The organism is Vibrio alfacsensis (assembly GCF_019670485.1).
Taxonomy (GTDB): domain Bacteria; phylum Pseudomonadota; class Gammaproteobacteria; order Enterobacterales; family Vibrionaceae; genus Vibrio; species Vibrio alfacsensis.
Window position 1 is genome coordinate 2,063,414 of record NZ_AP024165.1, and the last position, 25,638, is coordinate 2,089,051.

19 protein-coding genes, 1 pseudogene and 1 riboswitch are annotated in these 25,638 nt (G+C 43.9%); of the genes and pseudogenes, 8 read left to right on the forward strand and 12 right to left on the reverse strand.

Features of this window, described 5'->3' with window-relative positions:
- Positions 1-145 precede the first annotated feature (145 nt).
- The gene (locus VA249_RS09505; protein WP_221067816.1) at positions 146-1,684 is read left to right on the forward strand and encodes a glycosyl hydrolase 53 family protein; all 1,539 of its coding nucleotides are present in this window, start codon (positions 146-148) and stop codon (positions 1,682-1,684) included.
- A gap of 161 nt (positions 1,685-1,845) precedes the next feature.
- On the opposite strand, the pseudogene VA249_RS09510 reads toward VA249_RS09505, so the two are convergent.
- The 5 genes and pseudogenes from VA249_RS09510 to cmoM all read right to left on the reverse strand — a co-directional run.
- Positions 1,846-2,207: pseudogene (locus tag VA249_RS09510) on the reverse strand (transposase); the annotation flags it as partial.
- 48 nt (positions 2,208-2,255) lie between these two features.
- Positions 2,256-6,719, reverse strand: a complete 4,464-nt coding sequence (mukB, locus tag VA249_RS09515; protein WP_221069917.1) for a chromosome partition protein MukB — start codon at positions 6,717-6,719, stop codon at positions 2,256-2,258.
- Positions 6,720-6,721: 2 nt separating this feature from the next.
- On the reverse strand, positions 6,722-7,459 hold the full coding sequence (gene mukE / locus VA249_RS09520; RefSeq protein WP_221067817.1) for a chromosome partition protein MukE: 738 nt from the start codon (positions 7,457-7,459) through the stop codon (positions 6,722-6,724).
- Positions 7,440-8,777, reverse strand: coding sequence for a chromosome partition protein MukF (gene mukF, locus VA249_RS09525; RefSeq protein WP_128810568.1), 1,338 nt, complete (start codon positions 8,775-8,777; stop codon positions 7,440-7,442). Before mukF ends, mukE begins: the two co-directional genes overlap by 20 nt.
- Before the next feature lie 2 nt (positions 8,778-8,779).
- A complete protein-coding gene (cmoM, locus tag VA249_RS09530; protein WP_211916548.1) occupies positions 8,780-9,571 on the reverse strand; it encodes a tRNA uridine 5-oxyacetic acid(34) methyltransferase CmoM in 792 nt (263 codons plus the stop codon).
- A 115-nt stretch (positions 9,572-9,686) separates the two neighbouring features.
- Between cmoM and elyC the strand changes: the two genes are divergently transcribed.
- Positions 9,687-10,478, forward strand: coding sequence for an envelope biogenesis factor ElyC (gene elyC, locus VA249_RS09535; protein WP_211916307.1), 792 nt, complete (start codon positions 9,687-9,689; stop codon positions 10,476-10,478).
- Positions 10,479-10,642: 164 nt separating this feature from the next.
- On the opposite strand, the gene torR is transcribed toward elyC, so the two are convergent.
- On the reverse strand, positions 10,643-11,356 hold the full coding sequence (torR, locus tag VA249_RS09540; RefSeq protein ID WP_221067818.1) for a two-component system response regulator TorR: 714 nt from the start codon (positions 11,354-11,356) through the stop codon (positions 10,643-10,645).
- A gap of 266 nt (positions 11,357-11,622) precedes the next feature.
- Here torR and torD point away from each other — a divergent pair, with 266 nt between their 5' ends.
- The 5 genes from torD to VA249_RS09565 all read left to right on the forward strand — a co-directional run bounded on the left by torD (position 11,623) and on the right by VA249_RS09565 (position 16,124).
- Positions 11,623-12,270 carry a molecular chaperone TorD gene (torD, locus tag VA249_RS09545; protein ID WP_128810565.1) on the forward strand — a complete coding sequence of 216 codons (648 nt, stop codon included), beginning with the start codon at positions 11,623-11,625 and terminating at the stop codon, positions 12,268-12,270.
- A gap of 442 nt (positions 12,271-12,712) precedes the next feature.
- Complete coding sequence (gene purR, locus VA249_RS09550; RefSeq protein WP_221067819.1) at positions 12,713-13,717, forward strand: HTH-type transcriptional repressor PurR; 1,005 nt, start codon at positions 12,713-12,715, stop codon at positions 13,715-13,717.
- 379 nt (positions 13,718-14,096) lie between these two features.
- Positions 14,097-14,178: riboswitch (cyclic di-GMP riboswitch) on the forward strand.
- Positions 14,179-14,414: 236 nt separating this feature from the next.
- Positions 14,415-15,005, forward strand: coding sequence for a TfoX/Sxy family DNA transformation protein (locus VA249_RS09555; RefSeq protein WP_211916305.1), 591 nt, complete (start codon positions 14,415-14,417; stop codon positions 15,003-15,005).
- 112 nt (positions 15,006-15,117) lie between these two features.
- Positions 15,118-15,807, forward strand: a complete 690-nt coding sequence (locus VA249_RS09560) for a TVP38/TMEM64 family protein (protein ID WP_211916304.1) — start codon at positions 15,118-15,120, stop codon at positions 15,805-15,807.
- Positions 15,807-16,124, forward strand: coding sequence for a putative signal transducing protein (locus VA249_RS09565; protein WP_128810562.1), 318 nt, complete (start codon positions 15,807-15,809; stop codon positions 16,122-16,124). Before VA249_RS09560 ends, VA249_RS09565 begins: the two co-directional genes overlap by 1 nt.
- Positions 16,125-16,182: 58 nt before the next feature.
- Here the strand turns inward: VA249_RS09565 and VA249_RS09570 are convergent, their stop codons facing one another.
- The 4 genes from VA249_RS09570 to topA form a co-directional block, all read right to left on the reverse strand.
- Positions 16,183-16,986 carry an alpha/beta fold hydrolase gene (locus VA249_RS09570; protein WP_221067820.1) on the reverse strand — a complete coding sequence of 268 codons (804 nt, stop codon included), beginning with the start codon at positions 16,984-16,986 and terminating at the stop codon, positions 16,183-16,185.
- Between the two features lie 120 nt (positions 16,987-17,106).
- A complete protein-coding gene (gene glgA / locus VA249_RS09575) occupies positions 17,107-18,564 on the reverse strand; it encodes a glycogen synthase GlgA (RefSeq protein WP_221067821.1) in 1,458 nt (485 codons plus the stop codon).
- Complete coding sequence (gene glgC / locus VA249_RS09580; RefSeq protein ID WP_128810559.1) at positions 18,554-19,771, reverse strand: glucose-1-phosphate adenylyltransferase; 1,218 nt, start codon at positions 19,769-19,771, stop codon at positions 18,554-18,556. Before glgC ends, glgA begins: the two co-directional genes overlap by 11 nt.
- Before the next feature lie 518 nt (positions 19,772-20,289).
- Positions 20,290-22,920: a type I DNA topoisomerase gene (topA, locus tag VA249_RS09585; protein ID WP_221067822.1), complete on the reverse strand. Its 2,631-nt coding sequence runs from the start codon at positions 22,918-22,920 to the stop codon at positions 20,290-20,292.
- A gap of 435 nt (positions 22,921-23,355) precedes the next feature.
- On the opposite strand from topA, the gene VA249_RS09590 reads away from it, so the two are divergent.
- Positions 23,356-23,604 carry a YciN family protein gene (locus VA249_RS09590; RefSeq protein WP_128810557.1) on the forward strand — a complete coding sequence of 83 codons (249 nt, stop codon included), beginning with the start codon at positions 23,356-23,358 and terminating at the stop codon, positions 23,602-23,604.
- A 66-nt stretch (positions 23,605-23,670) separates the two neighbouring features.
- Here VA249_RS09590 and aroA read toward each other — a convergent pair whose 3' ends face one another.
- Together aroA and VA249_RS09600 are read right to left on the reverse strand one after the other, a co-directional pair.
- Complete coding sequence (gene aroA, locus VA249_RS09595; protein ID WP_221067823.1) at positions 23,671-24,951, reverse strand: 3-phosphoshikimate 1-carboxyvinyltransferase; 1,281 nt, start codon at positions 24,949-24,951, stop codon at positions 23,671-23,673.
- Positions 24,952-25,126: 175 nt separating this feature from the next.
- Positions 25,127-25,603, reverse strand: a complete 477-nt coding sequence (locus tag VA249_RS09600; RefSeq protein WP_221067824.1) for an outer membrane lipoprotein — start codon at positions 25,601-25,603, stop codon at positions 25,127-25,129.
- Positions 25,604-25,638: the final 35 nt, after the last annotated feature.

Consider the following 25,638-nt stretch of genomic DNA (forward strand, 5'->3'; position numbering starts at 1 on the left):
TATGCTCTTTATTTTTACCATGCTTATCAAACATCGACAATTCAATTCTGATCACAGAAAACACCTTATGTTTTCTAATTATTTTCCCATTTTTTATTTATATTTTCATGAGATACCACTACAACAACTGATACAAGGATATATCATGAAATACCTATATCGAATATTTAGATATATTATTTTATCCTCATTTTCTTTGCTCCTCTTAAGCCCAACCTATGCACTAGAAAGGCCACTTAATGACAGTGATAACTTCGCTTATGGTGCCGATATTGGTTGGATAAAACAGTTACAAGATGAGGGTGTTACATGGCAAAACGACGATGGTGAAGCCAGTGATCCACTCATCATACTCAAAGACCATGGTATTAACTCTGTGCGATTACGCGTTTTTGTTAACCCTGATCCGAGCGCTTACTGGCACAAAAATAACACCACTTGGACCATGCTTGGCTATACCGACAAAGTACGCGTTATAGAAGCAGCCAAACGAGCAAGCCAACTAGATATGCGGATTATGGTCGATTTCCATTACAGTGACGTGTTTGCTGATCCTGCTATTCAATATAAACCGGCTGCGTGGGTTGGAATGTCTGTCGACCAATTAATCGAAGCCGTCTCTAATCATACTCGAGACGTGATGAGCGACTTAATAGCCCAAGGCATTACTCCTGAATGGGTACAAGTGGGTAACGAAATCGAAAATGGAATTCTACTTCCAGAAGGTAGCCCGAACAATTTCCGTCATCTAACCTCTATGCTGAATGCTGGTTACGATGCTGTGAAAGCCATTAGCCCGACCTCTAAGGTGATCACTCACCTATCAAAAGGAACCGATAATGCGAAGTCTCGCTGGTTTTTTGATAATTTCTTAATCACTCATGGTGGTAAAACCGACATTCTTGGCTTCTCTTTTTACCCTTACTGGTTAGGTCAAGATTATTGGAATGTTATGGACGCTTTATCAACCAACCTCAATGACATGGCGGCAAGATACAACAAAGAAGTCATGGTTGTAGAAACGGGTGGTGCAGAATCAAATCCTACAGACAGTTACTGGACCGTCAAAGAAACCATTGATGCTGTTAAAGCAGTACCAAACCAAAAAGGACTGGGGGTATTCTATTGGGAGCCTGCCGCTCATTCTAGCGTGCTTCCTGATGGTTACTCACTCGGTGCGACTCAAAAAATAGATGATAAAGTGTTGAAATTCACCATCGCATTAGATGCATTTGATGATGTCTTGTTACCACCAGAACAAACCGAACGTTATCGCATTATTAATCGTAACAGTGGAAAGGCGCTCAATGTACGTGGTGGCTCAATGCACGACGGTGCATACATTGAACAATATGGTTATGATGGTTGGGGCAGCCAACACTTTACACTCGTTGAACTCGACAATGGGTATTACTCTATCGTTAATGAACGAAGCAAAAAACGCTTCGACATTGAAGCGAACTCAACCGATGATGCAGCTCAAACGGTGCAAATGACGGCAAGTGAGCACCACAGCCAGCAGTGGACATTGCAGCAAATCGATGGGGTTTACTACAAAATTATCAACCGTCATAGTGGTAAGCTTTTAGACATTAACCAAGCATCCACCCAAGACGGCGCTACAGCGATACAATGGCCAGACAATGGCGGATGGAATCAGCACTGGCAACTGATCAAAAACTGATTTCCAGTTTAACTGTCCCTGAGAAGCAAAAACGGCAAACAGATAAACCTTAGTAGTAAACATTAGTAATAAACGTTAGTAATAAGCCTCGAGCAATCGAGGTTTATTTCCATATCTATGAGCTTGAACAAAAGTTTCATTCCATATGCTATGGCTGGTTACTGTTTGCAATACTTGTTAGAACTATAGAGCTTCTGACAACCTACTGCTAAGTTGCGAGCATGAGCGAAACCGCTCACTAGAACCATATAGCATCATGACAAGCTCTTGTTTCATAAGCACCATCACCTGATACTTCAATGGTTTTACGATGAGTCTGCTTGAGTAAGTTGGGAAGTGCTTCAGCATCAGTTACGTTAGATAGGATCAAGTCTGCTGCGACTATTTCGTGTGTACTTGTATTTACTGCAATATGCAGCTTACGCCAGACTATGCGCCGCCTTTCAGTACCATGCTTCTTGACCACCTACCCACCTTCGCCATGAATCTTAAGGCCAGTGGCATCTAAGGTCGGATATTGTACCTACAAAAACGCCCGCGAACATGGCGGGCGTTTTGTTTAACTCAGAGTTTATGCTTCAAGCTCTTCAATCAGTTCTTGAACTTCGCTCTTTGGTTTGTCGCTTTGACCAAAGCCACGCAGACCAACAACATGTACGTGCTCGTGATCTTTAAACACTTTACGCACCAGCTTGTAGGTTGTGCCTTTCTCTGGGCTGATATTTTCTGGCGCCGCGATAAGAAGCTGCATATCCAGGCGATCACAAAGCTCGAATAGTGTCGAAATAGACTTCGCATCCAGACGTGCTGCCTCATCGAGGAACAACAGACGACATGGCACAATGTCTTTACTACGTAAACGACGTGACTCTTCTTCCCAGCTCTGAACAACCATCAATAGAATTGACTGACCTGTACCGATCGCCTCACCCGTTGATAGCGCGCCAGATTCTGCTTGTAGCCAGCCGTCAGAACCACGGTTCACTTCCACACTTAGCTCTAGGTAGTTACGGTAATCCAGTAGCTCTTCGCCCAGAACCTGAGGAGAACGTTGGCCCATATCAATATGCGGGTTCACTCGTTGGAACAGTTTCGCCATCGCTTCAGAGAAAGTAAAGCGAGTCGACTCAAACAGATCTTTATGCTGCTCTTGCTGCGTTGCTAGACCATGTAACAGCACTTCGTGACTTTCGCGGATCTTCACATTTAGACGTACGCCTTTCACCTGACCAAACGAAATGTTCGACAAGCCTTGGTTAAGCATACGAATACGGTTTTGCTCACGCTGAATCGTTTTCTTGATGATGCTTGCTACTGACTCAGAGCTGATCGCTAGGCGGTTTTCACGTTGCGTTAGCTCTTCCGTTAGACGCGCCAGTTCTACTTCCATCTCTTCGATTGCTTCAACCGGATCATCAGTACGGATGATGTCCTGACGAATACGTTCACGAAGGTGTTGATAAACTGCGATATAGAACAGAACTTTACGCTCTGGACGAGCATTATCTTCGGATAGACGCAGCGCATCACGCAGATCATCGTTGTTTGCAACCGCAAGACGCAGCGCACCCAATGATTTATCCGACATTGAACGCAGTTCATCCGCCGACATATAAGCTAACTCGCGCTTGTGAAGACGACGTTCAACATCGTTCTCACGCGCTAGGCGAAGTACCGAGCACCACCCCGCTTTTGCTGCAACCACGAATGTACGTAGCTCAACGTAGTCTTTTTGCACTTTCTTTAGGCGTTTAACAAGCGCTTTCATCTCTAGTTCTGTAGAGGTGATGGTACGTTCGTATTCGCTCTTACGGCCGCGAGAAGTGTGTAGGCGTTCATGCAGTTCATCACGACGACGCATAGCGCGCTCTTCCGCACCTTCGTCGGCGTTAACACCAAACTCTTGCAGCTCTTGTTTGAACTCTTGAACCGTTTCCAGTTTCGCTTGGTGTGAGCTCTTCAGCGACGCCAATACTTGGTTGTACTGGTTCATTTGGCCTTGTGACTGTTTCAACTCTTCACGAGAGCGTGTACGCATTTGTTCAGCTTGAACCAGTTTTGTTTTGAGCTGCTCGCTCAGCTCGCTGCTCTTGTTCAATAGATCTACTGAATCTGAGTACGCGAAGTAGTGACGACGTTCAACCAAGTCAGCTAAAGCAAAGATTTGCTTCTTGAGATCTTGTAGCTGCTCATCTGCTGCTTTGTATTCGGCTGCTAGTGCATCGAATTGCTCTGGGTCAGCGTCTAGCGCAACAGACACTTTCTCCAACTCTGCCACCGCTTTTGCGTGGTTGGTTAGAAATGCTTTTGCTTCTGATAGTTGTGCAATTTTCTCTTCCAACTCATCAAAGCGCACTTGTAGCGTATCGTCTTCAATCAATGCCATGTGATGTGCAAGCTTATCCAAAGAGGACAATGCTTGCTTGCTGATTTGAAGCTGAGAACGTTGTTGCTGCTCTTTGGCATCGAGATCCGCCAATACTCGAACAATTTGGTTACGCTTGTCGCGAATGCTTGCCAGCGCTTGTTCTGGATCTGCTTCGAACGCTACTTGAATGTGGCTTGCCACAAACTGGTTGAACGCTTGGTACAGACGCTGCATTTTCTGCGAGTCAAATGCCGCTTTGGCGTGCTTCTCTACCACTTCTTCACGTTCGTTACGCAGTAGCTCTAAACGCTGCTCACGTGCCGCACGACCAAACAGTGGAATTTCAGGTAAGCGAGAGTAACGCATTTGACGATCGTTCATACGAACGCACACTGCTCCCTCTAACTCTTCTGCATCGAATGAGCTGTCATCAAAGGCATCGATGTCACCTTCAATGATGTACAAGTCTTCTGGACAGTCGTCGAGTTCTACCAGTTTCTCTTCGATACCTGATAGGTCAGATACAACGATAGCGTGACGAGCCGGGCCGTACATCGCACTGAAGTAAGGCGCGTCATCAATTGTGATGTCATCGTAGATCTCAGACAGTAATACGCCGCCTAGTGTATCTGCCAATCCTTTCAGACGAGGGTCGTTTGAACCACCAGGAGAAGCAAGACGCTCAATCTCAGTATCAAGCTGACTACGACGCTCTGCCAGTTTGTCTTTCGCCAGAGAAAGAGTTTTCTCTTGCTCAAGCACCACTTGCATTTGGCTCATGACTGACTGGCTATCTTCTAGCTCAGCGCCACTTTGTTCACGCAGTTTTTCTAGCGCATCGTTGGCCGCAATCCATGTTGGTGCAATGGCTTCTAGCTTGTTGATTTCCGCTGCTGCATCTTGCTCTAGACGACGCTGTTCGCTGCGTTGTTCACGCACGTCTTCTTGCGTCATCTCTAACGAGTCAATTTGCATCGCATGACGTTCGCGCTCTTGTTCAAACGTAATTTCGTCCGTCAGTTCAACATGGAACTGCTTTTGGTATTCGTTGACTAGTTCACGCGCTTGACGTTGTTGGTTCAGACTACGCTCAAGATCGCGGTGCTGTGCACGCCATTGCTGTTCGTTTTGTGCAACTTGTTGTGACTCGCGCTCTTTCGTGATTGCAGTTTTCGCATGCCCAGACGCGTCTTTGCGCTCAACTTGACCAACGATGCTTTGTACCAGTTTAAGCGCGGTTTCGAACTGCTCTGCTGCTGCAGAAGACATGTCCAGTTTGTGCTTAACCGATAGCAACGCGTTGGTGCTTTCTGATTCTTTGCTCTTAAGCTCAGAGACAAGGGCTTGTGCCGATTCTGCCGTTAGGCTTTCATCACCCAGCAACTGTTTCGCTTTATCTAGCGCTTGAACCGCTTGCTGGTATTGAAGTGCACGAGTTTGTTGAACGTCGAGTGCTTGTTGGTAGTCCGCCAATTGCGTCTTAAGGCTATCGACCTCTTCTTCGGCAACGGTCGCTTGCTCTTCCACCATCATCACGCGTTCTTGCGCTTCTTCGACAACCATCATTTGTTCTTCAAGACGCTCACTGAGCTCTTCAAGATCTTCTTGGTAACGTTCGATCTTCTCTTGCTGACGCAGTGCATTTTGCACCAGTTGCAAGTGGTCAGAAGCCGCTTGGTAATCTTGCTCTAGCGCCGATTCCGACTCGATCAACAGTTCTAGCTCTTCTTGAACACGGTTAAGCAGGTTGTTTTGCTCAACGAGAGTTTCACGAGAACCAAATAGCTCTGAACGTAGCGACAGCGTTTTATCTAACTTGTTACGACGATCGTTGGCGTGGCGCATGTAATCCGCGGCCACATAATTGGTCGACTCTGTGATCAAGTGTTTAAACAAATCACGGTCAGTTTGTGTGGTTTTAATCGCTTCTAGCGTCATGCGGTTTTCACGCAGCGCCGATTCCATATCTTGGAATGCTTTCTTCACACCGCCGTTTTGTGGCAGAAGGTAGTCACGTAGCGAGCGCGTAATCGCACTTGAGATACCACCGTAAAGCGATGCTTCAATCAGACGGTAGAACTTAGAACGATCGCTTGAGTTGCGTAGTTTCTTCGGAATGACACCGAATTCAAACATTTGCGCGTGATAGTCCACAATTGATGGGAACGCTTTGAACTGCACTCCCTCAAACTCCGCAACGGCATCTTTAACTTCATTAATTTGACGTACGCGAGCTTGAGTCGCAGATACGCTTTCAACCAAGATATCCGTCGGTTTAACATGGCTTGGCAAGCCTTGAATAACAAACGGTTTGATGTCTACTTTCTTATCACGACCCGCAACTTGCTGCAGTTTAACCGCAAACAATAGACGTTGATTACGTGAGTTCACAACATCTAGCGCAGCATAACAGGCACCAGGTTGTAGCTTACCGTACAAACCTTTGTCGCGAGACGATTGGCTACTGCCTGCTTCCGTTGTATTACGGAAATGCAGTAGCGTTTGGTCAGGAATCAATGCGGTGATGAATGCCGCCATTGTGGTTGATTTGCCAGCACCGTTACCACCAGATAAGGTCGTTACCAGACCATCAATGTCAAACGTACGGGCAAAGAAGCCGTTCCAGTTGACCATGGTTAGCGATTGGTATTTACCGCGTTCAATCATGCTCATGCTTCACTCTCTTGCGTTGCTTCTTCTAGGTTTTCTTGCTCATCTTGGTTTTCTTGATCTTCTTCAGACAACAAGCTGCCTTGGCTTGGCTCTTTGGTATGAACCACGGCTTCACCATCACGGATCAAGCGAAGTTGTGCTTCACGCATATCATCACCAATGCGCACATCAGCACCAAAACGAAAGACTGCTTCACTGATACTGAACTTACCGGTTTCACCAATATTGATGATCATGCCTAAACGACGAAGGCGACGCAGAGACGTACGTACTTTTTCAAACAGTTTTTCTTTATCAAGGTCAGAGCCTGTTGCACGGTTGGTCACAAGCTTCATCAACTTGTTTTCATCAGCCAATGCAAGCAACTCATCGTATAGCTCTTGGTTAGTAAAGATACCCTCATGGGCAAGACGCTCTGGGCTTAGATAAAGGAAACACAGTACTTTACCCACCAGCATATCTAGCTCAGAAAGCACACTTCGGCCAATCAAAGATGTTGAACGTGGACGAAGATAAAAAAATCCCTCTGGCGCTTTCACCAATTCAGTGTTGTAGCGCTGATAGAAAGAAGAAAGCTCAAGTTCGAAATCCGACAACAATGCGTGGTTATCTAGATCTTCACTTGAGATATGACGCCCTGCTCGTAGCATACTATCCAGCGCTGGGAACAGAGGGTTTGAAATTGCTTTTGCCAGATTCTCTGACATGTATTCATTAGTATCGGTCGATGACATTCGCTTGTACCTTTGCCCCAAATTCGTTGATTGCTTTCCAGTCTGGTTGAACCGCTTGATAGTCAGATTCTGAGTACCCTAGACGCACAGCCTGATCAACAACAATTCGGGCTAAATCAAAGTGATGAGTTCTAGGGTGTTGTGCGAGGTAATCGCGTAGCACCACACTTAAATCGATTGGCGTGCCTTGCTCTTTATGTGCTTTAAGCATGTCACCAATACGCTCAGACAACTCATCATTGACTTGTTGAAACTCTTCGTATTCCACTTCCATTGGAACTTGCCCTGTTACCTCATCGTCACGCAGAACCAAAGCCTCATCACGAAGATCGGAGAGTCTTTCTGCATCGGCATAGGTTAGATACCATGGCATATCAAAATAGTCTTTTACGGATTGACGTAAACGCGAGCTGAACGCACGGTTCTTATCCATATCAATCGCTGTACGGATGAACTTATGGACGTGACGGTCGTAACCAATCCAAAGGTCAATCGCTTGCTGGCCCCAGCTCGTAATACGGTCTAACTTCATTTGTAAACCGAATAACGCTTCTTCAATAAACTCTAACTCTGCATCACCATAAACAATCTCTTGAATGTCCAGGATCTGAGTTTGCAGTTCATCACTGGCCGCTTGCAGCGTGTCTTGTAGCTCGCGCAGTGTGCTTGAGGTTTCGGACAGCAAAGATTCACAGTTGTTAATTGCTTCGCGCCAATCTTTGTTAAGCAAGTCAGCAATTTGTTGCTTCACGGATTGCTGCTGCTCATCCATCACACGTTGGTTGAGGTCGATTTGGTCAAAGATTTCACCCACAGAGTATTTCAATACTCCATAGACGTTTTTCTGCCAATGGCCCGGGGTTCCCCCTTTTTGCGCCGCTTCAATCGCTTTTGCCATTTCATCAGCGACCATTGATAGCTGAATGGAGAGGCGAAGTTTTGAAAACTCGCGGTGACGTACGTAGTAGTCGGTAATGCCGATAGCAAGCGGAGACAAGCGATAAATACTCGCCCCATCCGTAATCTCACTAACAAAACGACTAATTAGACGCTGCTTTACCATTTCGTTGATGGCATTGTTTGCGCGAAAAGCCGATGCTTCACCCGTTTCATCAAAAAGTCGAGTGACGATGGCAAATGCGTCGTGCAACTCACCTTCACCCAATTCTTCGTCAAACCTTTCGTTGCTTAATACGGCGACGGCAATCAGAAATGCCAATCGCTCAGTGGTCAGGTTCAACGAGAAATCGTGCTGCTTAACCCAGCCAACCAATTCATCTATCGGTTGTTCTGCAGCATTGAGAGTCATCTCACTCATTGTTATTCCTGTTTCTCGTTCTTTTTAGCCCACACATGAATATAGCGGCCTAATGAGAGGTATGGCTCTTGTCGACAGAGTTGTTTTTCTAGTGCCAACACATCTTCAAATTGGTAATCGCCCATGTACTGCATATTACCGATGTAATCACTGAATGAACGAATACCAGACTTACCACAAATGCTAAATCCAGAATCTTCTATCCACTGATAGACTTCTTCTGGTTTCAGACCTTTTTGTGGCTGTAGTTTAAATCTTTTTCGGTGAGGCATGCCGTCCAAAATATGAGGAATGTTGCCACAAACCACATTTTTGTAGACCAAGCCATGGTGGTTATAAAACATAACCGAAGCCATGCCTCCCGGTTTGACCTGCTCCAATACCGTTTCCAGAGCGGGCTTTGGATCCACCAGCCACTCCATCACTGCGTGGAACATGACAAAATCCACCTGACTGTCCATATGTTCACCAATAGACTGGACAGGCGAATGAATCAGGCGATACTGCTCAAGCAAACCGTTTTTTTCAATATCCTGTTTTGCTAGCTGTAGCATTTCCGAAGATAGATCACATAACGCGACACGATGTCCGAGCTTAGCAAGCTTTTGCGACATTTGCGCTAAACCGCCCCCTGCATCTAAAACGTCTAGGGGTTGCTGGTCGGCGCCTAATTCACTTAGAATCTGTAGAAAATCTTCCCACACAATGATTTGCCGGATCTCCCCTTTATCGGAGCCGTAAATATTTTTTGCAAATTTGTGGGCGATATCGTCGAAATTGCGGTCTTCTGTCACTTCTGCTTGAGTTATCATAACGGATTGTGCCGCTATTCTGGCACAAGGAAAGCAGGAATAAAGAGGGTCACCCTCATTTTTATTATCAATTGATGTTTTTTCGGACTATTTATGTATGTTTGAGCTGAAAAAAGTTGTGACCGCACTGGTCATGCCCTTGCCCGCACTGCTACTCATTGGATTATTAGGTCTTGCTCTTATTAGTTTTACCGCCAAACGCAAAACAGGTTGCTTCATTGTTCTTCTCTCGTTTGTTGGTATCTTTATGGTTGCTTTCCAACCGATTTCGTCAAAATTATTGATGCCTCTAGAACGTGAATACAAAGCATTCTTACCCTCTTCTCAAAGCGTGGATTACGTGATGGTGCTTGGAAATGGGCATGTGGTCGATGATGAGATCCCACCAACATCTCAACTAAGCCGCACTGCACTCATGCGTTTAACCGAGGGAATTCGAATTTTGCGCATGTATCCGGGCGCGAAGCTCATCTTATCAGGCTATGACGGTGGGTCGGAAATTAGCCATGCACGTATGATGGCAAACGTCGCCTTAGCACTCGGCGTTGCGAAATCCGATATTATTCTACTGGAAGATGCTAAAGACACTTGGGAAGAGGCAAGACAAGCGGCAGCGTTTGTGAAGCAAAAAGAAGTCGTTTTGGTGACGTCTGCGAGTCATATGAAACGTGCACTCTATGAATTTCATGCAGCCGGAATTAAGCCTATCCCTGCACCAACGAACTACCTTGCTATCGATGAAATTCATCAACCTTGGGTCAAATACTCACCTAGAGCACGGTACTTAGAACAAACGGAAATTTATTGGCATGAGTATTTAGGCGGCCTTTGGCAAGAACTGAGAGACACGGTAGTGCAAACGCCAATGGTGGAAGTAGAGCAGCCCTAGCTGAATTCCGTTGAAAAACAATAGCTTTAATTTATTGAGCAACAACTGAAAGTTATTAAGCAATTGCTAAAAATCAGCAGTTACAAAAAAGGAGAGCATGCGCTCTCCTTTTTTATTTCGCGATAACGTTTTAATTTCGCAATAACTTTTTAATTTAATAGTAACTAGTCACCTGCGAACATGTAGCCTTCACCATGAACGGTCACAAAGATTTGTGGGTTCTTAGGATCAAACTCCATTTTAGCGCGCATACGTCGAATCAATACATCAATTGTACGATCATTTGGCGCATCCACTCTGTGGCTGATCATGTTCAAAATACGTTCGCGGCTTAACACCTGGTTTGGATACGAAGACAGTGCAACCAGCAGTTCGTATTCTGCTTTGGTTAACTTCACTGGCTCACCATTACGGCTTAGCGCACGACGCTGAATATCAAACGTCCACTCACCGAAGCGCACAATGTGCTCTTCATTGCTTTCATTCACGTTCTTTTGTGAACCATTGCGTGCCGCTGAGATACGCCACAATAAGTTCTTAACGCGAACCAATAATTCCCTTAACTCAAAAGGCTTTGTCACATAATCGTCTGCGCCCATTTCTAGGCCAACGATTTTGTCAATGCTATCCGTGCGTCCTGTCACTAATATGATGCCGATATCTGATTGGCTGCGTAATTCACGCGTAAGCATAAGACCGTCTTCACCGGGCAGGTTAATATCCAACATAATCAAGTCAACACCGCCACCTTGAAGCACTTCACGCATCTCTGCGCCACTTTCTGCTTCACTGACTTTGTAACCTTCATTTTGGAAGTAGCCCGCTAACTTACTACGAGTTACAACATCATCTTCTACGACTAATACGTGATAGCTCATTTACACCACTTTCTGTCTTTTTTATTCCAAGACGTATTCTATTCATAACTAGTAACATTTCTAGTCATAGATACATTAAAAAGCAAGATTTTGCGATTTTATTGATTCAAAGCAAGCTTATTTGTTGCCATTAATAACTAGGCATAATTACCCATAAACAATAACAATTATAGTTACTGCTATTCATTTTAATTGTTTACACTTAAGAGATTATACTCAAGTGACTTCAAGATGCCGCCTTAAGTGCATCATTTCAGGAGCAAAAAATGCAAGAAGTGAAAGCTTTTAACGAAAAACGCGCCGAAATTTACTGGTGGTTTTCTAGCCTATTCGCTAAAGAACTTACCGAAAAAGACCTAGAGAGCTACCACAGTGTTGAAATCCGAAGTTTTTTAGCTGGCCTAGGTGAAAACGAATCCCTAAAGACATCAGTCGATGCATTGGTCGATGCACTCAACCGACTTCAAGATCGTGAAGACGCTCAACTCGAACTTGCCGCAGACTTTTGTGAGCTATTTCTGAAAACAGAAAAACACGGAGCACTTCCATACGCTTCCATGTACATCGGTGAGTCGGGTCTTCTAAACGATAAGCCAGCAGAAGAAATGGAAAAACTCATGGCGGACTTTGGTGTTCAGGTCGATGAAAACCTGAAAGAACCAGCCGATCACCTTGCTGTAGAGCTCGACTTCTTAGGCAACATGATCATTCGCTCTAACGAACTCGAGCAAGAAAAACATATGGAAGAAGCATTCGTGGCACAAAACGACTTCATCCAAAAGCAACTGCTTACTTGGTTACCTATGTTTGCAGCAAAATGTAAGCAATTCGATGAGTTTGGCTTCTACGTTAGTGTTGCTCAAATGCTGATCGCTTTCTGTAAACTGGACAGCGACTACCTTCTTGGTGAATAATTGCGGGCTATTTTAGGGGGACTCGTCATACAGCCCCCTTATTTTATTCGTTTGTTTCTCACTGGTTCAGAGAAGTACAGTGAATTTAGCCGTTAAAATGTGACATAAAAAGCACAAAACCATCGCTGAATATGTTGCCAGCCTGCTCACATAGGTCTAAAATGTGAGCGCAAACGATTAAATATGATTTATATGTAAACCGCTGAAATATAGCGGTTTTTGTGTTTTATTACTCTGCTTGCTGAGCCATTCCTTGTATCACTAATCAAGGAATATATTTCTCAGCAACCAATGTCGCTACAAATCTTTTTATACCGATTTCGGAACAACCACTGCCGAACCTATCAGCGTTGCTTTTTCGTAACTGCTCAGTTTGCGCAAGACACTAAGCGCATGGTTGTCTTCACTACGGTATTCAGTAACTCGATACAGGACATCATTTATGGCCACAATTAAAGACGTTGCTCGCTTAGCCGGCGTTTCAACCACCACAGTGTCGCACGTAATTAACAAAACTCGTTTTGTTGCTGAGACCACTCAAGAAAAAGTAATGAAAGCGGTTGATGAGCTCAATTACGCGCCTAGTGCTGTTGCTCGCAGCTTAAAGTGTAACTCAACGCGCACTATCGGTATGTTGGTTACTCAGTCAACGAACCTTTTCTTCTCTGAAGTGATCGATGGCGTAGAAAGCTACTGTTACCGTCAAGGCTATACATTGATCCTGTGTAATACTGGTGGTATTTACGAGAAACAACGTGACTATATTCGCATGCTTGCAGAAAAGCGTGTCGATGGCATTTTAGTGATGTGTTCTGACCTAACGGAAGAACTACAAGAGATGCTAGACCGCCACGCAGACATCCCTAAAGTCGTGATGGACTGGGGCCCTGAAAGCTCAAAAGCAGATAAGATCATTGATAACTCGGAAGAAGGTGGCTATTTAGCGACTAAATATCTAATTGATAATGGTCATAGCGAAATTGCATGTTTAAGTGGTCATTTCGATAAAGCAGCATGTAAAGAGCGAATTGCTGGCTTTAGACGTGCAATGGCAGAAGCAAACCTTACCGTTAAAGAAGACTGGATTCTTGAGGGTAACTTTGAATGTGATACTGCCGTTCTTGCTGCAGATAACATTACTGCAATGGAAAAACGCCCGACTGCAGTATTCTGTTTTAATGACACCATGGCACTAGGCTTGATGAGCCGTCTGCAACAAAATGGCATCAAGATCCCTGAAGACATTTCTGTGATCGGTTACGACAACATCGAACTTGCTGAATACTTCTCTCCACCGCTAACGACGATTCACCAACCAAAACGTCGTGTAGGTAAAAACGCATTCGAGATCTTACTTGAACGTATTAAAGATAAAGAGCACGACAAACGTATTTTTGAAATGCAGCCAGAGATTGTAATACGTAGCACAGTAAGCAAGCTCAACTAATCAATAATGCAGCTAAGTAATAAGAACTAAGCAATAATGACCGATTTGAAGCGCTCCTTTTAAGGGGCGTTTTTTATGTTCTGAATCCACCCTTTCGTCCTATTTTCTAATCATATTGGATTGGATTTAGGCAAGTAACATTGCCATAGGTGAAGCGATGAGCAATTGACTAATTTCGGGGTAGACAGCCCAGAGCACTTCGCTATAACATACTGTTTTAATTCAATGTATTTGAATTCGTATTTATGGTGTTGATAGGCATATCTAACCAAGAGATATGAAATAACACTCATTAAATACCCCTTTTTAATTGAACTAATGTCACACTTCCATATTCAGGATGTGATGTTAATTCAATGAAAGCAGTATTCTGATACCGTCACGCACAGGGCAAACCATTCGAAAGAGTGGGACGCAAAGCTTCCGGCCTTAACTATTTGTTTTTGAAGACCGTTATTTTTTAAAAACGGCTGTTTTTTTGAAGACTGCTATTTTTGAAGACTATCGTTTTTAAAGACTGTTTTCGATGATGGTTATTTTCAATCATCGTCGTATCAGTAGAAGGTAGCGGGGTTACCGATGGCAAATATGCATTTAACGAGTTTACCCTTTAATGACATTATAACTGCATGCATTTGCTATTCTCTCGGACCTGATTTTTGGTGGCGTAATACTAATTACACCGAGATAACTCATCATGGATAAACCGATACTCAAAGACTCTATGAAGCTATTTGAGGCACTTGGTACGATCAAGTCGCGCTCAATGTTTGGTGGCTTCGGACTGTTTGCAGATGACACTATGTTTGCACTAGTTGTAAATCATCAATTGCACATCCGAGCGGATCAGAAAACTTCATCTACTTTCGAGACTCAAGGACTTAGACCTTACGTCTATAAAAAACGTGGCTTCCCAGTGGTAACGAAATACTATGCTATTTCTGACGAGCTATGGGATTCAACCGACAAAATCCTTGATGTTGCAAGGAAGTCTCTAGAAAGCGCCAAGCTTGAAAAAGAACAACAGGCAACAACAAAGCCTAACCGACTAAAAGATTTGCCAAACCTACGTTTAGCGACTGAACGCATGCTTAAAAAAGCAGGCATCGATTCGGTAGAGCAACTAGAGGACAAAGGCGCATTAAATGCGTACAAGGCAATTCAACAAACTCATGCATCTAGTGTAAGTTTGGAATTGCTTTGGGCCCTTGAGGGAGCGATCAATGGTACGCATTGGAGTGTAGTACCACAAGAACGCCGACAAGAACTCATGAATGGCCTTTCCTAATCCGCTTCATAAGATTTAAAACATAGCCGCAGTTTTACACTGCGGTTTTTTTTGAAATTTTTTTTCGCCCAGTTCTGTCTTATTCTTTAACAAGCTAAACGAGATGAATGATATGAATAAGAAACTGATTTTAGGGCTTATCCTACTCGCGGTAATCCTCCTTTTAGGTATCAACTTCGGCCAATACTTAACATTAGAAAATGCGAAAGCGCAGCAGGAAGCGTTGAATACTCTCATTGAGGAAAACTTCTTGCTTGCGGCAACAACCTATTTCTTCACCTATATTGCGATCACGGCGTTTTCAATCCCAGGAGCGGCCGTAGTCACCTTGCTTGGCGCTGCACTGTTTGGCTTTTGGACAAGTTTACTGCTCGTTTCGTTTGCCAGCACCATTGGTGCGACTATCGCTTTTCTCAGCAGCCGATACCTACTGCGTGAGTGGGTTCAAGATAAATTTGGCAATAAACTCAGCGCGATCAATCAAGGTGTTGAGAAAGATGGTGCGTTTTATCTATTTTCTTTGCGCTTGATTCCGGTATTCCCGTTTTTCCTCATCAACCTGCTTATGGGGTTAACGCCAATGGCCGTTACTCGATTCTATCTAACCAGCCAAATCGGTATGTTGCCAGGAACAGCAGTATACTTAAATGCGGGAACGCAATTGGCGACCATTGATAGCCTCTCTGGTATTGTATCGCCTACCGTATTAGCGTCGTTTGCCCTACTCGGCCTATTCCCCATCATCGCAAAATGGATTATGAATAAAATTCGTCCCGCTCAAGTACCCAATGGAAGCGCTTAATGAAAATATACATCGCGAAAAATCCAGCGGAAGCCCATATCGTTTGTGAGTTGCTTAAAACCGAGCAGATAGCGTGTGAGGTCAGAGGTGAGGGTATGTTCGGATTAAAAGGCGAGCTCCCTTTTAGCGATGATACAGACCCATATGTATGGCTCTTACATTCGCAGCAGAAGTTAAAAGCTGAAGCAGTGATTAAAGATTATCATAAACAAGCCGAACACGTTTACCAAGACTGGCAATGCCCAAATTGCTCTGAGCAAAATGAAGGGCAATTTGGAGCGTGCTGGCAATGTGGATATCAAATAGGGGAGCCATAATTGCTCCCCTATTTATTTTCATTCTCTGAACGATTTTTCTTTCTTTAAATCACAAGTCTTAAGCACTGAGGCTTTGCTGCTTAATAAACTCAATAGAATGCTGGTTGAAATCATCCGGACGCTCAACATTGCATACGTGGCCGCAATTAGGGATTTCACGCAATACACTCAGTTTATGTACCGCCACCATCTCTTTGACCGGTTTAATAAACATGTAGTCCCTATCTCCCATCAAGTATAGCGTTGGAATGGGCAATTCACGGTCTTTAAAGTACTTCATCAATGGGTTGACATCTGCAGCCAAAATAAACCAACGTTTGAATTCTTTTTGACACAATTTTTTTGCTTCTCGGATGAAGAGATGACGCGACTCACGCTGATTTTTTTGCGGCATAACAACATAAGCAAAGAGCTTATAAAGCCACATGTAAGGCAAAATATGCTTACCAAGATTCCCTAATCTGACCAAGATCTGTGAGCGGGTATTTAAACGAGTCACCGCACCACCTAAAACCATTGAACGCACTCGTTCAGAAGCCAACTCGGCAAGGTTGCGGACAATGATCGTCCCAAGAGACATTCCCACAAAGTGGGCAGATTGAATCTTCAGGTGATCAAGTACTTTCAGGATATCTTGTGTCACCGCCGTAAAGGTATAACGACTCGTGATCAGTTCTTTTAATAGTTGATTGGATTTCCCATGCCCACGCAGATCAATCAGTAACAAGTTAAAGTGTTGCTTATACGCTTTAATTTGTTTAAACCATATGGATGAACTGCCACCAGCACCATGAACAAACACAACCCACTCTTGGCTCGTTGGGTGCAAATAGGATTTGTGGAATAAAAGTGGCTCAGTCATGCGTGCGTGTTATCAACATACTTTGTAAACAAGAAAACGCATCGTACCACACTCCATTAAAGCAAAGTAATAAAGGCACCTAATTCGGTGCCTTTCGTTACAAATTTTATAGATTTTGCGTCAATTTAACGCATCTCTATACAACGCTAGATATTCTTGTGCTGCTTTGTGCCAGCAAAAATCTTTTTGCATGGCATAGAGCTGAACTCGCCTTACTTCCGTCATATTCTGAGAATAAAGCAATAGCGCCCTTAACATCACCAATAATAGTGCTTGCGGTGTCGGATCGTTAAACACGAAACCCGTCGCCAAAGATGGGTCTACATCATAATCGCTGACGCTGTCTTTTAGTCCACCAACGCCACGAACAATCGGCAAAGTGCCATATGCCATGCTGTAGATTTGATTCAAACCACATGGTTCAAACTCAGACGGCATCAAGAAGAAATCCGATCCCGCTTCAACAAGGTGGGCTAACTCATTATCGTAGGCTTCGACGAACACGAATTTATCTGAAAATTGTGCTGATACTTCTTTTAACTGCGCGGCGAGAACGGGATCTCCCGTACCAACAATGACAAGTTGTACGTTGTGCTTCAGAAAATCCTTTAACGCTGGCAGTAAGTAGTGCACGCCTTTTTGTTGTGTCAGACGACATACCATGCCGAACATAGCACAATCAGAAAGTGTTAGACCTAGCTTCTCTTGCAATGCTTTTTTACAAGCATTTTTACCACGTACCATACTCTGTCGATTTGCTCGATAGTTCAATGGTAAATAACGATCGGTTTCAGGACTCCACGCGGTGTAATCACAACCGTTCAAAATGCCAACCAAATCATCTGAGCGCTGTTGGAACTCCCAAGCCATACCATGGCTACCGAGTTCCGTTTTTAACTCTTCCGCATAAGTCGGGCTAACAGCGTTGATCTTATCCGCATTCATGACACCAGCTTTAAGCATCGTAATATGAGTCGCACTCACTGCTGCATCTGGCACATTTCGGCTATGGAACTCTGGCAAACACTGCACATCGTCATAACTAAATACGCCCTTGAATACGGCATTATGAATGGAAATTACACTACGAGTATCAGCAAAAAATGGATCGTCGCCATATCGATGTTTGAGCAGAAATGGCACTAACCCTGTATGCCAGTCATTCGCATGGACAATATCTGGTTTAAAACCTAACTTCGGCAGCATATCAAGACACGCAGCACTAAAAAATGCAAAGCGCTCACCATTATCTGTGTACGCTTGGTTGTTCTCTGCGTACATAGACGGACGATCAAAATATGGTGGGCAATCAATCAAATAAACAGGGTTATCACCCAAGTTCAATTTTAGTACCCGATAAGCAGTATGAGGCCAACTCATGAGCTCAGTATCGAGCACTAAATCGGCATCCGCTAGTTGTTCAATGCCCGTATACGCTGGGATAGTAATTCGTACATCTTGCTGAAGGTTTTGCAGAGCTTGCGGCAGTGCCTTGGCTACATCAGCCAAGCCACCACTTTTAATAAGTCCTTCGACTTCCGATGCTACAAACAGTACAGACAATTTGTTAGTAGCCAATTCGTGCTCCTTTAGGAATCACAACAATGCCATCATCTGACACATGGAAGTGCTTTTTGTCTTCTTGCAGGTTCACGCCAATTTGTGTCCCTGGAGCAATATCAGCATCTTTATCGATAATGACTCGACGTAATACACAACCCTCGCCAACTTTAACGTCGCCAAGCATAATACACTCGCTGATGTCACACGCTGACGCAATGTTACTGCGGAAACCAAGAACAGATTTTTCAATACGAGAGCCACGTACAAAGCTACCGTTACAAACCAAGCTATCAATGATTTGGACACGTCCGTTATCGGAATCGCTGAACGTTGCCGGTGGCAGTGGTGGATAGTAGGTGTGCAATGGCCATTTGCGATTGTAAAGCGAGAATGGTGCATCTTTTTCTAGAAGATCCATATGAGCTTGCCAGTACGCATCAATCGTACCTACATCACGCCAATACACTTCTTCTCTTTCACCAGTAATACGGTTTGTACTGAAGTCGTAAACAAACACATCACCACGAGGAAACATCTTAGGAATGATGTCTTTACCAAAATCGTGCGAAGAGTCTTCATTGTCTGCGTCTTCAATAAGTTCAGAAAACAGAGCTTGAGCTTCAAAGATGTAGTTACCCATAGAAACCAAAGCATGACCAGGATCACCAGGAATTGACTTAGGCGTTGCTGGTTTTTCTTCAAAGCCGATCATACGGCCATCAGCATCTACCTCAATCACACCAAATTGAGACGCTTCTGATAACGGCATACGCAGTGCTGATACTGTCAACGAAGCTTCTTTCTCTTTATGGAAGTCCAGCATCTGTTTGATGTCCATTTTATAGATGTGGTCAGAACCAAAAATACACACCTGATCGGGTTCTGATAACTCCATAAAACGTAAATTTTGATAAATCGCATCAGCTGTACCTTCGTACCAGCGCTTACCTGTACGCATTTGAGCAGGAATAGGGTCAATGAAACGATCTGTAATACCGTTGATATTCCAACCTTTTTTTAAGTGATGGAATAGAGATTGTGATTTAAATTGAGTCAGTACATAGATTCGCATCAAGTCCGCATTCACAAAGTTATTCAATGCGAAGTCGATCAGTCGGTAACTCCCACCAAAAGGGACCGAAGGTTTACTACGGGATTCAGTCAAAGGTCTCAAACGCGAACCTTCACCGCCAGCAAGAATCATTCCCAAAACACCAGCCATTCGTTGTTCTCCATATAGTTATAGCTTGGAAGTAGTGTTTGTTTGATATGAGCAGGACTCGGGGAGCCAAACAAACACGTTAGCATATTCACGCTGATGAGCTTCTTTGAACTCTTGCAGCACAAACAAAATAAAGCTATTGCACATCCTAATACGCACACGCCATCGTTATTCATTATTTTTGACGCGATATAACAGCATACCGTTGCATTATCTGTCTCATAAGTTATCGAACTGGAATAAAATTACAATTTTAAATACGCCATTCTGTGTCACGTACATTGTTTACTTACCCAAGACGATACCTGGATCACAACAACACCTGCAACAGGTTACATCACGTAAACAATTTACAAACCAAATGACCACATAAGTGCAATTTTACGACAGAATACGTTGAAAGGATGACCATTCAATGAACATGAAAAGAGATTTAGAAAAGAAACATATTGATAATATTAACAAAAACACAAAACAAAAAGGCAGCGAATTCGCTGCCTTTGTCCGAGTCGTTTTAATTACGCTTTTGCTTTTTTACGCTTATCCGTAACTTCCCACTTGCCGTCGACAAATAAGGCAGTCCAACCACTTGGCTTACCGTCATCTTCAGTACGAACATAGTTTTCTTTCGTTTTACGACTAAAACGAACCACCGCTGGACGACCATCAGGATCAGCCTCTGGCGCTGTAGTCAGGTACTTAAACTTCTCTGGTAGACGTTCTTCAAAACGAGCCAGCTCCGAAACCAATGGTGCACGAGTTTCACGTGATTTAGGGAAGTTGCTTGCCGCCATAAATAGGCCAGAAGCACCATCACGTAAAACAAAGTACGCATCCGAATTTTCACACGGCAGTTCCGGGAAGTGAACAGGATCTTCTTTCGGCGGTGCAACTTCACCGTTCTTTAAGATCTTACGCGTGTTCTTACACGTTTCACTTGTACAATCCATGTATTTACCGAAACGGCCGTTTTTCAGAACCATGTCCGAACCACACTTATCACACTCAACAAGCGGGCCGTCATAGCCTTTTACTTTAAACTCACCATACTCAACGACATAGCCTTCACAGTTCGGGTTATTGCCACAAACATGCATCTTACGCTTATCGTCTATCAGGTATGCGTCCATTGCTGTTTCACAGATAGGACAACGTTTTTTAGCACGAAGCGCAGCGGTTTCAACATCTTCTTCAAGAACGTTGATGATGCCCTCTTCATCACCTAAGTTGATGGTTGTCTTACAACGCTCTTTCGGTGGCAACGCATACCCAGAACAGCCCAAGAATACACCCGTAGATGCAGTACGAATTCCCATTGGACGGCTACAAGTCGGACACTCAATATCTGTCATCACAATGTGATTCAGTTTCATGCCGCCTTCGTCTTCATCTTGTTCGGCTTTTTCCAGATCACCCGTGAAGTCTGAGAAGAAGTTATCTAGCACATCTTTCCACTTAACTTCACCTTCAGCAATTTGGTCAAGCTTCTGCTCCATACGAGCTGTGAAGTCGTAGTTCATTAGATCGTTAAAGCTGTCGTCTAGACGGTCAGTAACGATCTCGCCCATCTTCTCTGCGTAGAAGCGGCGCTGTTCTACTTTCACATAACCACGATCTTGGATCGTAGAGATGATTGAAGCGTAAGTAGAAGGGCGACCAATGCCACGCTTCTCAAGCTCTTTAACCAAAGCCGCTTCTGTAAAGCGTGCAGGTGGCTTGGTAAAGTGTTGTTTAGGATCTAATGACTCAAGGTCTAACTTATCACCCAATTGAACTGCTGGAAGAATCGTGTCTTCGTTTTTCCCCATAGGGCGCTGCACGCGAGTCCAACCATCGAACTTAAGAATGCGACCTTTCGCTTTCAGCGTGTACTCTGCTGCTTTTACGCTAATCGTGGTTGAATCGTATTCTGCTTGTGTCATTTGACACGCAACGAATTGATTCCAAATCAACGAGTAAAGTTTATGTGCATCGGCGTCAACACCTTGTAAATCTTCCGATTTTACTGAGACATCTGATGGACGAATCGCTTCGTGCGCCTCTTGCGCGCCCTCTTTACTACCGTAAGTTACCGGTTTAGCAGGTAAGTATTTGTCGCCAAATTCTGAACCGATGAATCCACGAACCGCATCAACTGCTTCTGCACTTAGGTTAGTCGAGTCAGTACGCATATACGTGATGTAACCCGCTTCATACAAACGCTGAGCCAGCATCATTGTCTTTTTAACGCCGTAGCCTAAACGAGTACTCGCCGCTTGCTGAAGCGTAGAGGTAATGTATGGTGCCGATGGCTTACTCTTTGTTGGACGGTCTTCACGCTTACATACTTCGTAGCTTGCTTTTTCAAGTACAGAAAGCGCAGCTTTGGTTTCGGTTTCGTTAACCGGTTTAAACGCCACACCGTCTTTTTGAGCCACAAGCAATTTGAATGCTGTTTTGTCTTTCGTATGTGTGTTCGCATTGATATCCCAAAACTCTTCTGGGATAAACGCATTGATTTCACGTTCACGTTCAACCAGTAACTTCACCGCGACCGATTGCACACGACCCGCAGATAAACCACGTGCAACTTTCTTCCATAGTAATGGAGAAACCATGAAACCCACTACGCGGTCCATGAAACGGCGTGCTTGCTGCGCGTTAACACCATCCAGATTCAGCTCACCAGGTGTTTGGAAAGCTTGTTGAATGGCATTTTTTGTAATCTCATTAAATACAACGCGTTTGTATCGCTCTTCATCGCCACCGATGATCTCACGAAGGTGCCATGCGATTGCTTCCCCCTCGCGGTCCAAATCGGTTGCGAGATAAACGTAATCAGCATCTTTCGCTAATTTTTGCAGTTCGCTGACGACTTTTTCTTTACCTGGAAGAATTTGGTAATTGGCTTCCCAGTCATGATATGGGTTAATCCCCATTTTTTTGATCAGAGCCTTGCGGTCTTTTTCTTTTTTAACACGCGCTTTCTCTTCTGGGCTCATCCCCTTTGTAGAAATAGCAGCGGCTTTTTTCTCTCCAGTGCTTTGACCGGCCGTAGGCAGATCACGCACGTGACCAACACTAGACTTAACAATAAAGTCTTTTCCAAGGTACTTGTTTATTGTCTTAGCCTTGGCTGGTGACTCCACTATAACGAGCGATTTACCCATAACTGACTCTAACGTCCTTCATAATAATGCGGGTAAACACTCCCTTAGGAAGTCCCCCCGCATAATGTTCTATTCATTGCTTCTTTTTTTACTATTGTGCGAGATGAAAAGAAGATCAACTGCTTTTTTAAAATTCAGATCCAATTGGTTGACAATTCATCGTCTTTATACTCAGGCAAGCCCAGATTCTACAAAAGGTCTTCTGCGGCATATACTAAGCAGGCCGAGAATCTTCTAGCCAATCGAATTCAATAAATTTAGCCTCTCATCACAAATATTTCCTTTTCCACAAATAAATCTGATCGCATACTCACACGAAATAAAGTAGGCCATTTCTTTTTGCTTGCCACGAAATCAGCAATTTTGCTATGCCATCAAATGGGAATTCTAGGTATACTCTTGAGCACTTAAGTTTCATAGAATGACGAGAACGTTATGTCTGACAAAAAATACATCGAAGAATTTGACCTGCTGATGATCGCGAACCAAATCATCCAAGAACATGACGACTACATTGATGGCATGCGAGCGACTAGCGTAGAAGAAAAAGAAGGCGTACTGGTTTTTAAAGGCGAATACTTTTTAGATGAAAAAGGCATGCCAACAATGAATACCACAGCGGTATTCAACATGTTTAAGTACTTAGCGCACCATCTGTCTAAAGAGTTCACTCTGAACAAGTAAGTGTCTAGAATTTCAATAAAAAGCCAGAGTGTCAAACTCTGGCTTTTCTCTTTATATTTCTGCGAACTAACAGCTTAATGCTTTTAATTTATCGAAATAATCAGGGAAAGTTTTCGATGTACATTTCGGGTCATTGATTGTCACTGGTGTATTGCTTAATGCAACCAACGAGAAACACATCGCCATTCGGTGATCATCGTAAGTGTCGATTTCCGCATGTTTGAGTTGGGTGACAGGATGGACAATAAGATAATCATTCCCCTCTTCTACCTCAGCGCCAACTTTGCGAAGTTCCGTTGCCATTGCAGACAAACGATCGGTTTCTTTTACACGCCAGTTGTACACATTGCGAATCGCTGTTGTGCCTTGCGCAAACAGTGCTGTTGTCGCAATCGTCATGGCCGCATCCGGAATATGGTTGTAATCCATATCGATGCCTTTTAGCTGACCAACACGAGAGATGACATAATCATCGCCCCATTCAATCTCTGCACCCATTTTTTCAAGTGCATCAGCAAATTGGATATCACCCTGTATGCTGTTTTTACCAATACCAGTAACTTTGACTTCACCACCTTTGATTGCCGCAGCCGCCAAGAAATAAGAGGCCGACGACGCATCACCTTCCACCAAAAAATCACCTGGGGCGATATATTGCTGCCCGGCAGGTATGACAAACTCTTGGTAATTGTGGTTGATCACTTCCACACCGAATTGCTTCATGATGTGCAGTGTGATGTCGATATACGGTTTAGAAACCAGTTCACCTTCAATATTGATGCGGATTTCACCCTCAGCCAATGGCGCGGACATTAAAAACGCAGTTAAAAATTGGCTAGAGATAGAACCATCGATCGATACTGAACCGGATTTCAAACCACTTCCAACAATTTTTAATGGCGGATAGTTTTCATTCTCTAAGTACTCAACATGAGCGCCAGCTTGCTGGAGTGCAGTAACAAGATGCCCGATAGGACGCTCTTTCATACGAGGCTCGCCTGTCAGTACGTATTCACCTTGCCCTAAGCAAAGTGCAGCAGCTAACGGACGCATTGCCGTTCCGGCATTCCCTAAAAACAGTTCAACCGGCGCTGACACTGAAAAGGCATGCCCTAATCCCTCTACGACACACTCTGTTTTATCTTCAGAGAGTTGATAGTGAACACCAAGCGTCGTTAAAGCGTTTAACATATGACGAATGTCGTCACTATCAAGAAGATTAGTAAGACGTGTTGTTCCCTTGGCCAAAGCCGCGAGCAGCAAAGCTCGATTAGAAACACTTTTTGAACCAGGAAGGTTTACTTCCCCATGAATTTTATTGATTGGTTGTAACGTTAGGCTTTCCATTAAGCGTTGATAATCCTTTGTACTCTCACTTTACAATTCGGGCAGTTCACAAATTCGGAGAGTTAAACAATTCTTCGTGAATTCAGACTAACGAAAAAACCACCACAAAACCAGAGCAAATCCATGCTATTTTTTGAATAAATAATCAGCTTGATTGAGGTGTCATTTCGCTCCATTAGTATGCGATATCGACTCGAACCCCATCGTCAAAGTACAAAATACGAACATCATCACCCCGATTAAATAGCATACTGTTATCAACATCTTGAATCACGTTGATCAACTTATCACCATCCACTTTGATCAGCAGTTCGACAAGTTTATATTCCACCGTATATTGATAATTACTGCGCTCTCGTGCAACTGCCGCTCCGGCTAGTGCCCCCACAGCAGTTGCGACTTCTTTACCTGTACCTCCACCAAACTGGTTCCCGACTAAACCACCAATCGTCGCACCCAATAATGTTTGCCACCCGTTACTTTGGGATTGTTTGACTTCTTGCTGAGTAATGTAACGTACGGAATCTACTTTGCCGTAAACCACTTGATTAACCGGTTTTGCGACATTTCTTTCGTATGATGGATTGGCGAAAAAAGGCAAAAACAGTATGATCCATGCCCAGCGTTGTACGTTAAATTTTGTTCTTCTCATACTAAGCTCCTATAAGCTCTGATGTTGGTAAACTC

Excerpts from the sequence above, each read along its gene's own strand:
- mukB (WP_221069917.1), bottom strand. The coding sequence starts at position 6,719 with ATGATTGAACGCGGTAAATACCAATCGCTAACCATGGTCAACTGGAAC.
- purR (WP_221067819.1), top strand. The coding sequence starts at position 12,713 with ATGGCCACAATTAAAGACGTTGCTCGCTTAGCCGGCGTTTCAACCACC.
- VA249_RS09590 (WP_128810557.1), top strand. The coding sequence starts at position 23,356 with ATGTCTGACAAAAAATACATCGAAGAATTTGACCTGCTGATGATCGCG.
- VA249_RS09505 (WP_221067816.1), top strand. The coding sequence starts at position 146 with ATGAAATACCTATATCGAATATTTAGATATATTATTTTATCCTCATTT.
- topA (WP_221067822.1), bottom strand. The coding sequence starts at position 22,920 with ATGGGTAAATCGCTCGTTATAGTGGAGTCACCAGCCAAGGCTAAGACA.
- glgC (WP_128810559.1), bottom strand. The coding sequence starts at position 19,771 with ATGGCTGGTGTTTTGGGAATGATTCTTGCTGGCGGTGAAGGTTCGCGT.
- mukF (WP_128810568.1), bottom strand. The coding sequence starts at position 8,777 with ATGAGTGAGATGACTCTCAATGCTGCAGAACAACCGATAGATGAATTG.
- elyC (WP_211916307.1), top strand. The coding sequence starts at position 9,687 with ATGTTTGAGCTGAAAAAAGTTGTGACCGCACTGGTCATGCCCTTGCCC.
- VA249_RS09555 (WP_211916305.1), top strand. The coding sequence starts at position 14,415 with ATGGATAAACCGATACTCAAAGACTCTATGAAGCTATTTGAGGCACTT.
- torR (WP_221067818.1), bottom strand. The coding sequence starts at position 11,356 with ATGAGCTATCACGTATTAGTCGTAGAAGATGATGTTGTAACTCGTAGT.
- VA249_RS09600 (WP_221067824.1), bottom strand. The coding sequence starts at position 25,603 with ATGAGAAGAACAAAATTTAACGTACAACGCTGGGCATGGATCATACTG.
- torD (WP_128810565.1), top strand. The coding sequence starts at position 11,623 with ATGCAAGAAGTGAAAGCTTTTAACGAAAAACGCGCCGAAATTTACTGG.
- VA249_RS09560 (WP_211916304.1), top strand. The coding sequence starts at position 15,118 with ATGAATAAGAAACTGATTTTAGGGCTTATCCTACTCGCGGTAATCCTC.
- VA249_RS09565 (WP_128810562.1), top strand. The coding sequence starts at position 15,807 with ATGAAAATATACATCGCGAAAAATCCAGCGGAAGCCCATATCGTTTGT.
- mukE (WP_221067817.1), bottom strand. The coding sequence starts at position 7,459 with ATGTCATCGACCGATACTAATGAATACATGTCAGAGAATCTGGCAAAA.
- VA249_RS09570 (WP_221067820.1), bottom strand. The coding sequence starts at position 16,986 with ATGACTGAGCCACTTTTATTCCACAAATCCTATTTGCACCCAACGAGC.
- aroA (WP_221067823.1), bottom strand. The coding sequence starts at position 24,951 with ATGGAAAGCCTAACGTTACAACCAATCAATAAAATTCATGGGGAAGTA.